The organism is Paenibacillus sp. JCM 10914 (assembly GCF_001315105.1).
Lineage (GTDB): Bacteria > Bacillota > Bacilli > Paenibacillales > Paenibacillaceae > Paenibacillus_AQ.
This window is the reverse complement of sequence record NZ_BAZR01000014.1, coordinates 102,591-117,095: the sequence shown is the minus strand read 5'-3', so window position 1 is coordinate 117,095 and position 14,505 is coordinate 102,591. Positions and strand designations below refer to the sequence as shown.

The window sequence follows — 14,505 nt, the reverse complement described above, 5'->3', positions numbered from 1 at the left end:
TCGCTCATTTCTTAACTGACGAGAATGTGTTTCAATTCTCTATTTAACTCCCCGCCGAAGCGGTTCGTTTATACTCACTCGTTGTTCAGTTTTCAAAGATCAACTTCGTTGTCTCCTGCGAATGTCGTTCGCATCAGCAACTCTTATAATATATCACAGGATGTCTTTCATTGCAAGAACTTTTTTTGAAAGAGTTTAATGTTTATCACTTCATCCTGCCCTAATCCATCGCCAAACTCTTTTGCGAATGGAAATATACTATAACATATTAAAAAGCTACGCACAATACATATTTTCCTACTGCATGGCTTGAATTGCTAGAATTGCTAGAATTCCTTATCCACTTATCATTATATTAGGAAAAAGCTTAAAGACCGTCGCTTTTGACGGCCTCTAAGTTCTAGGCTGTGCTATATGCTTTGTATACTCAACCTTTAATCCACGGATTCAGATGTCTGTTATTTGATGATACCCGTGGTTGACGAGATTTCTTCGCCGAGGCTTTCGATTTAGCTGACTGTTGACGATGCACTTTCGCCCGCGATGACTTGCCGCTTACATCTGAGGCCGATTCACGCGCAGGAATATCGCTTTCCTGTTCAGCCACGCCATGGCCAAAGCTCTCCTGGGCGGCCAGTGCACCGGAAGCGGTAATGGTCGGATCCTCAGATTGACGCTCACTCCAAGTGCTGCCGTATGGTTGAATCATGGACGGATATGCGCCGTAAGCAGACGAACCACCTCCCATTCCTGATTGCCAAGGATGCTGCATGTGCTCAAGATTCCCCGAGTACGGCATATGCTGCCCATACTGCGGCGCATTATAGTAAGGACTTGCCTCTGCACCATGACAACCACAAGGTGAAGGAACATATCCATACGTCATCGTCGTGTGGTGATGCTCAGGATATGGCTGATAATGAGAGCCCACGCCGCCTGTATACGATTCGGATACAGCTAAATGGGAGTACTCCATCTGAACTGGCTGCTCAGTGAGTCCTGGGTAAGCAGCATTCATCTGTCCCCATGGCTCGCCATAACTAATAGGTACCGCTTCTTGTGGCATATGGTGAAACGGATGAACAGCTTTCCCCATATGGTGACCATGATGACCATGATGGCCATGCCAGTTCATATGCTCTGGACATGGGTGAGGCATCATATGATGATACGGCATCTCCATCGGTGGGCATGGTTCCGTGAACATCGGCTTGATTGGGTGAGGAAGCGGCATCGGTTTGACAAACTCAGGCTTAACCGATTCAGGCATGACATACTGCGGTATAAATTCAGGTTTCTTAAATTCAGGCATGAATTCGGATTTCTTGAATTCGGGCATGATTTCAGGCTTCTTAATCTCAGGCATGATTTCAGGCTTTTTGATTTCAGGCAAAATCTCCGGTTTCTTGATCTCCGGCATAATTTCTGGCTTCTTCGGAACAAATTCTTCTTCCAGCTTCTTCGGTTCTTCTGGAAGTGGCGCAATTTCCGGGAGCTTCGGTAAGATTGGTTCAGGTACCGGCGGCTGCTCAATAGGTTGCGTAATTTCTTCCTTAACTCCTGTGTAATCCTTGCTACCCGGTTTCTTCTTTCCAGTCGCGGTGCCTGAGCCCATCGACATCCCCTCTTCTTCATGGGTTCCGGATGATGGGATGTTAACAACCTCGCCTACCAATAATGCATTCGGATTTTTCAATTGCGGATTGGCATCAATGATGTCCTTCAGTGTTACTCCCCAAGCTTTGGACAATTTCCACAATGAATCTCCCTGCTTGACGGTATGCTTATGGATAATAGGCTGACTGCCTCCAGGAACCGATACCGGCTCTGTCGGTACTTTGATTTTCGTGCCCACTTGCAGTTGATTCGGGTCGACAAGCTGTGGATTGGCATCGATGATTTTCGCTAAGGTTACTCCATATTTTTTGGACAGCTCATATAGGGTGTCGCCTTCCTTGACGATGTGTATCTTCACGCCGCTAAAACCTCCTACACTCTTCTAGGCTCATATAATTCGCCTGCATTCGTTACTACATCCTATGCAGGAACTGGGCGATTGACATCCCTGAATACAAAAAAAATCCTTTCATCGACATGAAAGGATGGATAATGACACCTAATGAGGTCAGCGGTATTCGATTATGATTCCCAGACCTTGTACCCGTCTTGATCTACGATCTTGCGGAATTCCTCCAGCAATTGAAGTGTGACCGGACCGGCTTGACCCTTGCCGATAATTCGGCCGTCAATCTCGCGAGCAGCAATGACTTCAGCAGCCGTTCCCGTGAAAAACACCTCGTCGGCGATGTATACGTCATGCATACTAAAGGGCTCTTCCTTAAGTTTAATGTCAAGCTTTGCGCAAAGATCAATGATCGCCTGACGCGTAATTCCTTCAAGCGCACCCAAATAGCAAGGGGGGGTGGTTACCACTCCATTTTTGACAATGAAAATGTTATCCCCCGAGCCTTCCGTCACATAACCTTGGGCATTCATCATGATGGCCTCATCCGCACCCGCGAAGTTCGACTGAATTTTGACCAGAATATTATTGAGATAGTTCAGCGATTTGATTTTGGGGTTCAATGCATCCGGAATATTACGTCGCTGGGCAACAGATACGGCTTTCAAACCGTTCAGATATGCTTCGTCGGAGTAAATGGTAAGCTGCTCCACAATGATCAACACCGTCGGTTTCGGGCAACGGCGAGGATCGAGCCCCAAGTCCCCCACGCCCCTGGAGACCACAAGTCGAATGTAGCCATTACGCATATCGTTGCGGCGGATCGTCTCTGCCATGGCCTCCAATAGTTCATCATATTCAAGCGGTATTACCATATCAATGGATTTAGCGGAATCATAAAGTCGATTCAAGTGCTCTTTGAATTTGAAAATGTTGCCATTATATATTCGAATCCCTTCGAATATGCCATCTCCGTATAGAAACCCGTGATCGAACACGGATATTTTAGCATTCTCTTTCGTAACGATTTCCCCGTCTAAGTAGATCCATTGCTCTGACATTTACTTCACCTCCAATTTCGCACTTTCATACGCATAACCCGGATAACTTCCTAATACGCGAACTAAACATCCGAGTGCTTCAATCTCGCCCATCGCGGCTATGAGCAGAACGGAATCGGCTGCCGCCATGACATCGATGTAGAAATAATAGTTGCCCAGCTTCTTCTTGGTCGGTCTGGACTCAATCCTGGAAAGGTTCAAGCGACGCCAAGCAAAAGCAGACAACACTTGGTGCAGAGCTCCCGGTACGTCTTCAGGCAGTGTAACGAGAATGCTGGTCTTAATATGCTCCGGCGACCGGTTGACCTGTAGCGGATCACGACCGATTAACACGAACCGGGTATAGTTGTTATCATGATCCGTAATGCGCTCGACAAGCAGGTCGAGTCCGTGTGCTGCGGCACCAAGCGATGTGCCGATGGCAGCCCAGCTTGCCGGGGTTATCCTTCACAATCTTAACTCCTTCGGAAGTGCTGCCGACCTGCTCCAACTCAGCTTGAGGTGCTGCTGCCGCAAGAAATTGGCGACACTGCGCGGTAGCGACCTGGTGGGACCAGATCTTGGTAATTTTACTGTAATCTACAGCGCCATCCGGACCTGCCAACTCTGCCGCGTTACCGATCAGATTCTGAATGGATGGGTATACCCATTCCACTTGCATCGGCATATCGATTTCGTTAACAAGCCAATCCATATGCAAGCTGACCGATCCTTCGATCGTATTCTCAATCGGAATTACACTGTAATCGGTCTTGCCCTCGACCGTCGACATAAATACATCTGAAATCAGTTTATAGTGGACATATTCCACTGGTTCCCCGTTAAGAAGATATCGTAACGCTTCATGAGATACCGATCCGGAGGGCAACAAGGCGATTTTTTTCATGCGGTAACTTCCCCTCTAATCATATCCAAAAATGTTTTGTTTTTTATATCATCCAACAACTGCACACCCTCAGCAACCGGATGTAACTGGTAACAGGAGGCTGAAATGCCTTCCGCCTGCATGGTATCCAGCAAGTAATGGCGGAGCTCATCCACGCCCGATTCATTTAAATCCAATAACGCAATCAACGTCGGCCCCGCGCCGCTCAGTGCAATCCCGAGCGCCCCTCGGTCAGGCGCCTCCGCCAGAATTCTGGACATACCTGGCACAAGCGGCGCACGATAAGGCTGATGAATCCGGTCTTGCATCGCGGCCCGAATCAGATCGAGTCTGCCTGCGAAGAGTGCCGCGGTTAATAAAGAGGATCGACTAATATTATATACAGCATCCGCCAAACTGACCTGGGCGGGCAGTGCTTCTCTTGCTTTGGAGGTCGACAACTGAAAGTCGGGGATGACCACCAATGTTCCTAAATTAGCCGGCGGCTCGATTCGGACATAATCAGCGTGTGTCCCGTCCCAAGATGCTGCAATGATGCCGCCGAACAAAGAAGCCCCAACATTATCCGGGTGCTTCTCGAGATTCGTTGCCATATCAAACAGCTTTGAATCAGGTAATGGTGAACCTATTAAAGCGTTGGCAGCTGCTAGTGCACCGACAATAGCGGAAGCGCTGCTGCCAAGTCCGCGCGTGAGCGGAATATCGGAGTACATGGAAATCTCCAACTCAGGCAATGTCTTGCCAGCCTCCGCAAACACCATTTGCGATACTTGATAAATCAGATTACTCTTATCCGTAGGCAAACCCTTCATTTCATCGCCGATCAAGTGAAAAGCGGTATGGTCTGCTTCTTTCAGCTCCAGCCAGGAATAACGCGACAATGCCATACCAAGTGTATCAAATCCGGGGCCTAGATTCGCTGTACTCGCTGGAACCTTGACCCGGACGCCTTGGGATGAACTCATACCTGCGCCGCTCCCTCGAGCTGGGCGATCGCATCCATTACCGCAGACTCGGTGTCGGAGACGACAAGCGGTTCGGCATTCACCGTTGAAATTGCGATGTTAGGATCTTTCAAACCATGGCCCGTCAATACGCAGACAACGGATTCGCCGCCTTTGAAATATCCCTCGCGCTTCATTTTATATACGCCGGCAATGGAAGCGGCTGAGCCTGGCTCCGCGAAGATCCCTTCTTTCGAAGCGATTTTGCGATAGGCTTCCAAAATCTCTTCGTCCGTCACATAGTTAATCTGACCGCCGGATTCTTCTGCTGCAGCAACAGCCGTCTTCCAGCTCGCAGGATTGCCGATACGAATGGCCGTTGCTACCGTTTCCGGATTCGCGATAGGTTCACCCTTCACGATCGCCATCGCCCCCTCAGCCTCGAACCCGAGCATTCTGGGCAGTGAAGATGATTGGCCCACTGCATGATACTCCTTGAAGCCTTTCCAATAAGCCGAGATATTCCCAGCGTTGCCTACCGGAATCGCCAAAATATCAGGTGCCTTGCCCAACTGATCCACGACTTCGAAAGCAGCCGTCTTCTGGCCTTCAATTCGATAAGGGTTAACCGAGTTCACCAGCGTAATTGGGTGCTTCGCCGTAATCTCGCGAACGATCTCCAGCGCACGGTCAAAGTTGCCGTCAATCGCAATCACCTTGGCACCATAGATCATGGCCTGAGCAAGCTTCCCGAGCGCAATGTTATTGTTCGGTATAATGACGATACAGTTCAGACCTGCACGGGCCGCATAAGCTGCGGCAGCTGCTGACGTATTGCCCGTTGAGGCACACATGACAGTACGGCTTCCTTCCTCCACAGCCTTGGCAACCGCCATCACCATGCCGCGATCTTTAAAGGAACCTGTTGGATTCAGCCCTTCAAATTTAAAATGCAAGTCGATTCCAAGTTCTTCTGATAGATTAACGGCTCTGATCAAAGGGGTATTCCCTTCTTTAAGCGTCAGCAGCGGTGTCCGCTCATTCACCGGTAAATAGTCTTTGTACGTTTGAATTAATCCCTCGTATGGCATCTCTCTTGATCTCCTTTTCATAATGAAAAATGATATCTCTCGCTTATCCTTCAACACGATAAATGCTCTTGATTCGGCGAATGACTTCCAGTCCCTCGAAGTGGTTCAGCACTGCATCCATATTCGCCTTGCTTGCATGATGCGTAACGATAATGATCTCCGCGTCCGGATTGGACTCATTCGGCTGCTGGACAACCGATTCCAGACTCACGTCGTATTGAGCGAACACTTGCGTGATCTGCGCAAGCACCCCGGCCTTATCATCGACATGCAGCAGAATGAAGTTCTTGCACATAATCTGGTCGTCGGTCTTCAGCTTCTTCGGTTTGTAAGGAACAATTGCTTTGAGACCGTTCACGCCGAGCTTCAGATTTTTGATGATCGCTACAAGATCCGCTACAACTGAAGTCGCCGTAGGCATCTCGCCTGCACCCGCCCCGTAAAACATCGTCTCGCCAACCGCTTCACCATATACATATACCGCGTTGTACACGCCATTAACCGAAGCAATCGGGTGACCTTTGCGAACCATGGTTGGCTGCACGCTAATGCTAAACTCGTCATCCTGACGATCAGCTATGCCAAGCAGCTTCATCTCATAACCCAATCGCTTGGCGTAAGAGATATCTTCCTTCGTCACTTGCGAAATACCTTTCACTGATACATCATGCAGCTCTACATTGGTTCTGAAGCCAAGCGTTCCGAGAATAGCCATCTTGCGCGCGGCGTCCAGCCTTCCACATCGGAGGTTGGATCTGCCTCAGCGTATCCGAGCTGCTGCGCTTCGGCCAGGACATCCTCGTAGGATGCGCCTTCCTGACTCATTTTCGTCAAAATAAAGTTCGTCGTCCCGTTCACGATTCCCATGATCTTCATAATTCGGTCGGAAGAGAAACCTTCGATCAACGTCCGGATGATCGGGATGCCGCCCGCTACGCTCGCTTCATAAAATACGTCGCACTGCTTCTCCTGCGCTTTGGCCAGAATCTCCGCACCGTGCAGCGCCATCAGGTCTTTATTGGCAGTCACGATATGCTTGCCCCGCTCCAGCGCCTCAAGAATATAGGACTTCGTCTGTTCAATTCCACCCATAACTTCCACGATGACATCGATCTCGGGATCACGAATGACCTCCCAAGGGTCTTCTGTCAGCTTGTTCTGATCCACATGGATGTTGCGGTATTTCTCCCGATCCTTAACCGCAATGCGCTCGATCGAGATCGGAGAGCCGACCTGACTGCTCAAATCCTCCTGATGCCCTTCCACGATACGGACAACGCCTGTACCGACGGTACCCAATCCTAATAGTCCTACCTTTACCGGTTTCATGAATGCTCTACCTCCTATATCCCTATCGCAATAATCTTTTTATAATGGCACTTGTGTTATCCCTGGCCTATCATTTGGACTCTTCTAACCCCGCTAATTCGGCGGAGTCCGTCCAATAAATCGTCCAGTTCCTCGTTCAATCGCGAAACCTCGACGGAAATGACGACATTGGCAATCCCTTGCAGAGGAATGCTCTGATGAATCGTCAACACGTTTCCGCCTTCGCCTGCCACGAGCCCGAGCACCTCGGATAACATACCCGAACGATGCTCCATATCGATGGAAATCGTGACAATTTCGTCCCGTTCCAGCTGTTGATGGGATGAATGCCGTCTTTATACTTATAAAAAGCGCTCCGGCTGAGCCCAACCTGCTCAACGGCCTCATGTACCGTTCTCACATCACCGGAAGCCAGCAGCTTCTTGACCTGCATCGTTTTCACTACAGCTTCGGGAAGGATGTCTTCCCGGACCAAATAGTAACGTTCCTTCACAAACGTCCTCTCCTCAAAGACTACTGTATTCATATAGTGGACATTATACTGGATACGCCACGTAAGAGCAATACTTAAAGTGCCTACTTTTTTTAGATATATGTATCCACTCTATTGCTATACTATATCGCAATCTTCATAAGAACTCATTGATTATTACGATAAAGTTGTAATGAACGATCAAAAAAGCAGCCTCCTAGGAAGCTGCTGCATACCAATACTTAGTTGTAAGTGATCTAACTACCGCAATACTCATATTCCCTGCTCTCATCCGAACTCACCGCAGTTTATGAACCACAACCGGAGCCTTCCACTGCTTTCTTCTTCTCGTATCCATCAGCACTTGCTACCGCTGCTCCAGCATAAAATTCAGATCCCTCGTTTCCTAATGAAATCATTCATAACAAGGTCGATCCCTATCCGTCGTTCATCGAATTATGCCACGATAATCGTGCCGCAGTATTCACATTCCTTCTTCTCATATGAAATAACTACTGACCGCGCTCCGCATCCCGGGCACTCTACCGATTGCGGAGCTTTATCCTGCTGCTGAGCGGGAGCGCTTGCCGGCACCGCCGAAGCAGCATAACGATTCGCTGTATCATTTAATCTGTCGGCGCGTCGCCCTCTGACCTCGCCTTCATCCAGCGGGGCATCGATGAGGGAAGGAATATGAACCCGATCCTGCTGTAAACTGCCGTAAGGGAGCATCCGTTCCTGGAACATAAAGCTCACATCTCGCGCTGCGTCTGCCACAGATTGCCGGACTTCATGCGCAATTTGATTAATAAGAAACATCTTCTTGCGCAAGATTGCATCGGCATAAAGATGAAGTAATGTGGTGAATTTCCTATCCTCTCGCCTGGCAATCGCAAATAGGATGAATGCGGGCGTCAACAATAAAATGCCTAGTACCACTGAGGCTTCAAGCAGCCCGTCAGGTCCTCCATGGAACCAATCATCATCAGCAGCTCTAGAATCGCAAATGCAATGGCCAGCACCCATCCGAACAACCGGTTGTTTCTCCCTCTGCAGTGGTTATGCCTCTGCGTGGCAAGTACTCGAATCGCAGCCAATACGATAGCCAGCGGAAAAAAAATAAAAGCGATAAAGATGATAAATTGATCGAATCTTTCAAATTTCGATCGAAAGCTATGCGGCACGCCCCCCATACCTGCTGTTCCCCTCCAATGTCTTAATTAACTACAACCTGTCTTTGCTTTAAGCAGCTGCGAATTACGATCTTGCACCGCACCGATCATATGATCAATGATCGATAGGCTTTGTTCGGCCAGTGCTGTATGTAAATCAGGTTTAGATTGTTTAAACAAGGTGATCTGATCTTCAAGCAGAGACAGATGCTGCTGGATCACATGTTCGGCCTCGTAGATGAAGCCATGCGATATCGGATCGCTATAACGAATCACATCTTCTAATTCTGCCATGCGCTGATCCACCGGCGGAACGGCTTCACTAGAAATTAGGTTCAATTGTCTCCGAGTGCTGATGATCCTCTGCAGCATCTCCTGTTGGTTAGCGATGCCCTTGCTTTCCTTCCGACTCTGATGACCGGCATAATTCGCTGCCAACATCACCAAGCCCATGACAACAACAAATCCTATCAGCGTCATGAGTTGGATTAAGAAATATGCTCCTTCCTCCAGCCTATATAAATATCCAAGCAGAATAACCTCCAACAATACAAACAAAGAGTATATCCCTATAACCGCCCCGAGCGCGATATAAAAGGGTGCCCCCGCTCCAGGCGTTCTCCGTCGATGTAGAAGAAACAACACAAATGATAGGATAGCCAGTTCGGCAAGTCCAACAGCAATGCCGGAAATCCATGTATCTAAACGAGTGAAACCGCCGATAAGCCCAAACAGGAATATCGTCGCGACCGGGAGCACAAATATCCCGATCCACAGCACGCCTCGAGTGTTGAATCGTGTATTCAACATGGTTCACCCGCTTCCCTACGTCAATTTATGGCCGCATTCCATACAGAATTTCTGGCCCTGCTTAATTTCATGATGACAGTTCGTGCACGCAAGCTTACTGCTTGCGCCGCAGCCTGAACAGAATTTGGCGTCCGGCTGCACGAACTCTCCACAATCCCGGCAGCTGTGGCAAGGAAGCTCCGCAATGCCCGCATGTCTCATCGCCGACTGAATGGTCGTGACCACATGCGGGGCAGGCGTGATAAGGATCGCCGCAGTGATGACAGAATTTGGCTTGAGGAGGAATCGGATGACCGCAATCACTGCATCGAATGGTTGTGCCGCTCTCATTCGTACTCCCCTTGTGGATGGATTGACCGCAGCCTGAACAATATTTGTAATCTTCCCCATTCAGCGTTCCGCATGCGGAACAAGCTTTCTGTTTAACTTGAACATCCCGGGCGTCTTGAACCTTAGCGCTGTGGAGCACACTGCCGATAGTCTCATACATCGGGGCCACCATCCCCATGCCCATTCCAAGTCCAGTCCCGATAACGGCGGCCGGATTGCCCGGATTGTTGGCTGCACCCTCCATCGTGTTATACGTTCGTTCCTGATGATAGGTATAACCGATAATATCCATCTCCGCTTTTTTGGCCAGCGCTTCCTTAATTCGCATAGCAGCCGGATCATTCTCCGGAATATTGATGGAATCCACATAGAAATTCAACAGCTCGATGCCCATTTCTTCAAATGACGGTGCGATCGTCTCCATCATGTGCTTGGATATTTCAGCAGCGTATGCATTGATTTCAACAACACTTATTTTTTTATGAATGATATAAGAGGACACGATGTCATTAATGTTGGACATTAATACCCCGCGGTAATATTTGATCAATGTGTTCTGGTCGAACGTCGGGAGCGTCCCGACCAATTTAGATAGAAATTTGCGTGGGTCTTTAATTTGCACCCCGAACTGACCAAAGGCACGAACCGAGACGATAATATTGTATTTCGGATCCTGCAGCTGTATCGGCGAGCTCGTTCCCCACTTCACATCCAAAGAACTCAGTTTGTTCACGAACCAAACTTCGGCGGTGAATGGCGATTTGCCGCCGAATGGCAAGTTAATGACATTGGATAAGATCGGAATGTTCGCGGTGCTTAACGTATGCCGTCCAGCCGCAAAAGAGTCCAGGGCCTGGCCGCCCTTAAACAGAATCGCTTCCTGTGTCTCGTGTACGATAAGCTGGGTCCATGTCCCCAGTTCCTGATTCGGGTAACGCCAGGCGAACACACCCGGGGGTCCCTCGTATTTTACAACCTCAATAATGGCCATCGTTCCGCTCTCCTTTATGCATGTTCCATTCCATCTTATGGTCTATAGTAAAAGGTACTAATGTACTACCATTGTATACGATTTCCCGTAAAAATGGATGCAAATATTGGAAAGAAAAAAAGCACCGCAACGACTGTCTCCAATACAGACGCTGCGATACTTCATATATACGATGCATTATTTATTAATAGTAGCTGCTTCCTTCAACAAACTCGAACTCAAAATCGCCGATACGGACGATCGTACCTTCCACTGCCCCACGCTTACGCAGCTCCTCGTCGATGCCCATATGACGCATCGTGCGGGCGAGCTTGAGGATGGCATCGTGCGAATTCATCTGCAGACGCTTCAGCATTCGTTCGATCCGTTCGCTGTGAACGACATACATCTCATTGTCGCGCGTGATCGTGAACGAGTTATCATTCTGTGCCTTGAACTTATACACCTTCCGTTCAGAAACCTCAGCAACCTCTTCGATGGCCGGCTCATCCGGAATCTGCTCCAACACATCCACCGTCCGGTAGAGCAGTTCTTGTATTCCTTGACGGGTTAAGGAGGAGATTGGCATAATCTCAATATCCGGACGTACCCGCTTCACTTGCTCTTTAAAGGAGGCCAGGTATTCCTCGGCTCCAGGCATGTCCATCTTGTTCGCCGCTACGATCTGCGGACGATCGATCAGCGCAGGATTATATAAACGGATCTCATCATTAATCTTTTGCCAGTCTTCAAAAGGATCGCGTCCTTCGGTTCCCGCCATGTCCACCACGTGTATGATAACGCGTGTGCGTTCCACATGCCGCAGAAATTCATGACCCAGACCAACGCCTTCATGCGCGCCTTCAATCAACCAGGCAGGTCCGCCATAACAAAGTTTCTCCCATCGCCAACTTCGACCATACCGAGATTAGGCGTGATCGTCGTGAAGTGATAAGCACCGATCTTCGGCTGGGCTGCGGATACAACGGATAGCAACGTCGATTTCCCAACGCTTGGGAAGCCGACCAGACCTACATCGGCCATGACCTTAAGCTCAAGGGTTACATAGCGTTCTTCCCCCTCCTCGCCGTTCTCGGCTAGCTCAGGCGCCGGATTGTTGGGCGTCGCGAATCGGATATTCCCGCGGCCGCCACGACCGCCGCGAGCCACAACGACCTGCTGGCCATGCCGAGTCAAATCACCGATGACTTCACCGGTATCGTCATCCAAGAGAATTGTGCCAGGGGGAATACGCACCACCATACTGTCGGCATTAGCGCCGTGCTGACTTTTATTTCTGCCTTTTTCCCCGCGCTTGGCCTTAAAATGCTTCTGATAACGGAAATCCATCAAGGTACGAAGTCCCTCATCTACACGGAATATGACATCCCCGCCCTTGCCGCCATCGCCGCCGCCTGGTCCGCCTTCCGGCACATACTTCTCACGCCGGAAGGCAATGAGTCCATCGCCCCCGTCGCCGCCTTTTACATATACCTTAGCCTTATCTACAAACATGTAATCACCTTCCTCAAGTCACAAACGGCAGATACACGCGATAGGAGGTTTCCCCCGGCTCCGTCTGCTCCACCCGAATGCCTTCACCTTGTATGCTTTGTTCAATCTGAAGCTTCAACTGATCCGGATCTCCAAAGGCTCCATCGCCTTGAACCCATACGATCAACTCTTGCTCCTGCTCCATCAATGTCAGTGTTAACTGCCGGGCCTCTCCCCATGTCGCTTCCCCACTTAACTGGAAGGCTCTTACCATTTGTATGATGGCATCGGTAAAAGACTCCGCTGCAGACGGCGTTACCTTCTGTTCCAGCTGAACCTGGTCCACGATCTCAACTTCTAACTGCAAATTGGTGCCGAGTGTACGATAGGAATGCAAGTAGAACACTAATGAAGGAATACCCAGCTTGGAGATTCGACTCTCCGTTGCCATCTGCTCCTTTATTCTTTCCACACATGCCACGGATTTATCAAGCTTTCCCAACTGAATGTAGCCGTATAAAATCTGCAGCTCATTCATCCAATCATGACGATGATGATTCAGCGTCTGGATCGCCGTCTGTTCTAATTCCTGAATGACCACCTGCTGTCTGTTCTTCGCCGATCTTTGAACAAGCCATGCCCCGCAGACTGAAGCGGCAACAGACCATAATATCAACACAGCCCCTGCAATCCACGTAGGTTTCCATACCATCCATGCTACCGGTATAACTGAGGTTAATCCCGCCCCAGCCGCTATCCATTTCCAGGATTTCATCGCTTCTCCTCGTCTTTCAACAGCAATTGGTTTCATTCACCAAATCCCAGTATATCATAGAGTTTCGAAACGGTTCATCCCCTGAATCAGCAATCTTCACAATTTACAAAAAAAGAAGCCCCGGCAACGATGCCGAAAGGCTTCTTCTGTATGCAGCTTAATGAATTAAGCTTCTACTGCAGCCGCTACTGGAGCGACATCAACCGGGTAGACGCTCACTTTCTTGCGATCACGACCCCAACGTTCAAATTTCACAACGCCGTCCACTTTCGCAAACAAAGTATCGTCTTTACCGATACCCACGTTCGTTCCTGGATGAATTTTTGTTCCGCGTTGACGAACCAAGATGCTGCCGCCGGTCACTGCTTGACCGTCTGCACGCTTCACACCAAGACGTTTCGATTCGCTATCGCGACCGTTCTTTGTGGAACCTACACCTTTTTTCGATGCGAATAACTGAAGATCCAATTTCAACATGTTGTCTACCTCCTTCTTCAAGTAGTCAATTCTTGAATTTGTATATACTTGCCGTATGAATCGGCAATTCCCTGTAACATAACAACCATGGATTCGAGAAGTAACTGGACTTGATCCGAGATCGATTCATCCACCGCTTGCGGCAGATTGGCGCTTAGAAAGCCACCCTCCATCCGGGCCTCCATAACTGTACCGGTTAACGCTTCGACGGAATTCACCGTTCCTACGGTCACGCTGGAAACTCCCGCGCAGACAATATCTTCACCTGGATCGGCATATCCCGCATGCCCCGTCACCTGAAAGCTATGAATGGATCCATTTTCCCTGCGCCTTACCTGTACAGTAATCAATTACCGCACCTTCTTACGCTTGGATTTTCTCGATGGTTACTTTAGTGTAAGGTTGACGATGACCTTGCTTCTTGTGGTAGTTCTTCTTCGGCTTGTATTTATATACAACGATCTTACGACCTTTACCGTGCTTCTCTACCTTCGCAGTTACAGTTGCACCGGAAACGACCGGCGTACCTGCTACCAACCCGTCCTCTTTGGAAACGGCCAGTACACGGTCGAAAGTCACGCTTTCGCCGTCACCTGCAGTCAGCTTCTCGATGAACAATACATCGCCCTCTTGAACTTTGTATTGCTTGCCACCAGTTTCGATAATAGCGTACATTTGCTTGCACCTCCCTATGTCTCAGACTCGCCTGGCAAAGGTGTCCGTTCTGTGGA

13 protein-coding genes and 4 pseudogenes are annotated in these 14,505 nt (G+C 49.2%); all 17 read right to left on the bottom strand.

Annotated features, from left to right (window positions below; all coding sequences use genetic code 11):
* Nucleotides 1-427: 427 nt before the first annotated feature.
* A complete protein-coding gene (locus tag JCM10914_RS16500) occupies nucleotides 428-1,975 on the bottom strand; it encodes a LysM domain-containing protein (RefSeq protein ID WP_023963037.1) in 1,548 nt (515 codons plus the stop codon).
* 164 nt (nucleotides 1,976-2,139) lie between these two features.
* Nucleotides 2,140-3,024, bottom strand: a complete 885-nt coding sequence (ilvE, locus tag JCM10914_RS16495) for a branched-chain-amino-acid transaminase (RefSeq protein ID WP_023963036.1) — start codon at nucleotides 3,022-3,024, stop codon at nucleotides 2,140-2,142.
* Nucleotides 3,025-3,910: pseudogene (pheA, locus tag JCM10914_RS16490) on the bottom strand (prephenate dehydratase).
* On the bottom strand, nucleotides 3,907-4,875 hold the full coding sequence (gene thrB / locus JCM10914_RS16485) for a homoserine kinase (protein ID WP_023963029.1): 969 nt from the start codon (nucleotides 4,873-4,875) through the stop codon (nucleotides 3,907-3,909). The pseudogene pheA and the gene thrB overlap by 4 nt, the downstream one beginning before the upstream one ends.
* A complete protein-coding gene (gene thrC, locus JCM10914_RS16480; RefSeq protein WP_023963027.1) occupies nucleotides 4,872-5,945 on the bottom strand; it encodes a threonine synthase in 1,074 nt (357 codons plus the stop codon). Before thrC ends, thrB begins: the two co-directional genes overlap by 4 nt.
* Nucleotides 5,946-5,988: 43 nt before the next feature.
* A pseudogene (locus tag JCM10914_RS16475) lies at nucleotides 5,989-7,274 on the bottom strand (homoserine dehydrogenase).
* 56 nt (nucleotides 7,275-7,330) lie between these two features.
* Nucleotides 7,331-7,767, bottom strand: a pseudogene (locus tag JCM10914_RS16470) (ACT domain-containing protein).
* 435 nt (nucleotides 7,768-8,202) lie between these two features.
* Nucleotides 8,203-8,523: a hypothetical protein gene (locus JCM10914_RS30560; RefSeq protein ID WP_231638683.1), complete on the bottom strand. Its 321-nt coding sequence runs from the start codon at nucleotides 8,521-8,523 to the stop codon at nucleotides 8,203-8,205.
* Nucleotides 8,524-8,675: 152 nt separating this feature from the next.
* Nucleotides 8,676-8,939 carry a hypothetical protein gene (locus JCM10914_RS30555; protein ID WP_023963015.1) on the bottom strand — a complete coding sequence of 88 codons (264 nt, stop codon included), beginning with the start codon at nucleotides 8,937-8,939 and terminating at the stop codon, nucleotides 8,676-8,678.
* A gap of 27 nt (nucleotides 8,940-8,966) precedes the next feature.
* Nucleotides 8,967-9,728: a hypothetical protein gene (locus JCM10914_RS16455; protein ID WP_023963013.1), complete on the bottom strand. Its 762-nt coding sequence runs from the start codon at nucleotides 9,726-9,728 to the stop codon at nucleotides 8,967-8,969.
* A gap of 15 nt (nucleotides 9,729-9,743) precedes the next feature.
* A complete protein-coding gene (locus JCM10914_RS31900; protein ID WP_370570262.1) occupies nucleotides 9,744-9,869 on the bottom strand; it encodes a zinc-ribbon domain-containing protein in 126 nt (41 codons plus the stop codon).
* Nucleotides 9,823-11,049, bottom strand: a complete 1,227-nt coding sequence (locus JCM10914_RS16450; protein ID WP_023963011.1) for an SPFH domain-containing protein — start codon at nucleotides 11,047-11,049, stop codon at nucleotides 9,823-9,825. The genes JCM10914_RS31900 and JCM10914_RS16450 overlap by 47 nt, the downstream gene beginning before the upstream one ends.
* Before the next feature lie 184 nt (nucleotides 11,050-11,233).
* Nucleotides 11,234-12,543 (bottom strand): annotated as a pseudogene (gene obgE / locus JCM10914_RS16445) (GTPase ObgE).
* Nucleotides 12,544-12,556: 13 nt separating this feature from the next.
* A complete protein-coding gene (locus tag JCM10914_RS30550; protein ID WP_023963006.1) occupies nucleotides 12,557-13,297 on the bottom strand; it encodes a Spo0B domain-containing protein in 741 nt (246 codons plus the stop codon).
* 165 nt (nucleotides 13,298-13,462) lie between these two features.
* A complete protein-coding gene (gene rpmA / locus JCM10914_RS16435) occupies nucleotides 13,463-13,774 on the bottom strand; it encodes a 50S ribosomal protein L27 (protein ID WP_015734021.1) in 312 nt (103 codons plus the stop codon).
* A 17-nt stretch (nucleotides 13,775-13,791) separates the two neighbouring features.
* Nucleotides 13,792-14,124 carry a ribosomal-processing cysteine protease Prp gene (locus tag JCM10914_RS16430; protein WP_023963004.1) on the bottom strand — a complete coding sequence of 111 codons (333 nt, stop codon included), beginning with the start codon at nucleotides 14,122-14,124 and terminating at the stop codon, nucleotides 13,792-13,794.
* A 13-nt stretch (nucleotides 14,125-14,137) separates the two neighbouring features.
* Nucleotides 14,138-14,449 (bottom strand): 50S ribosomal protein L21, encoded by a 312-nt coding sequence (gene rplU / locus JCM10914_RS16425; protein ID WP_023963002.1) that lies wholly within the window; start codon nucleotides 14,447-14,449, stop codon nucleotides 14,138-14,140.
* Nucleotides 14,450-14,505 lie beyond the last annotated feature (56 nt).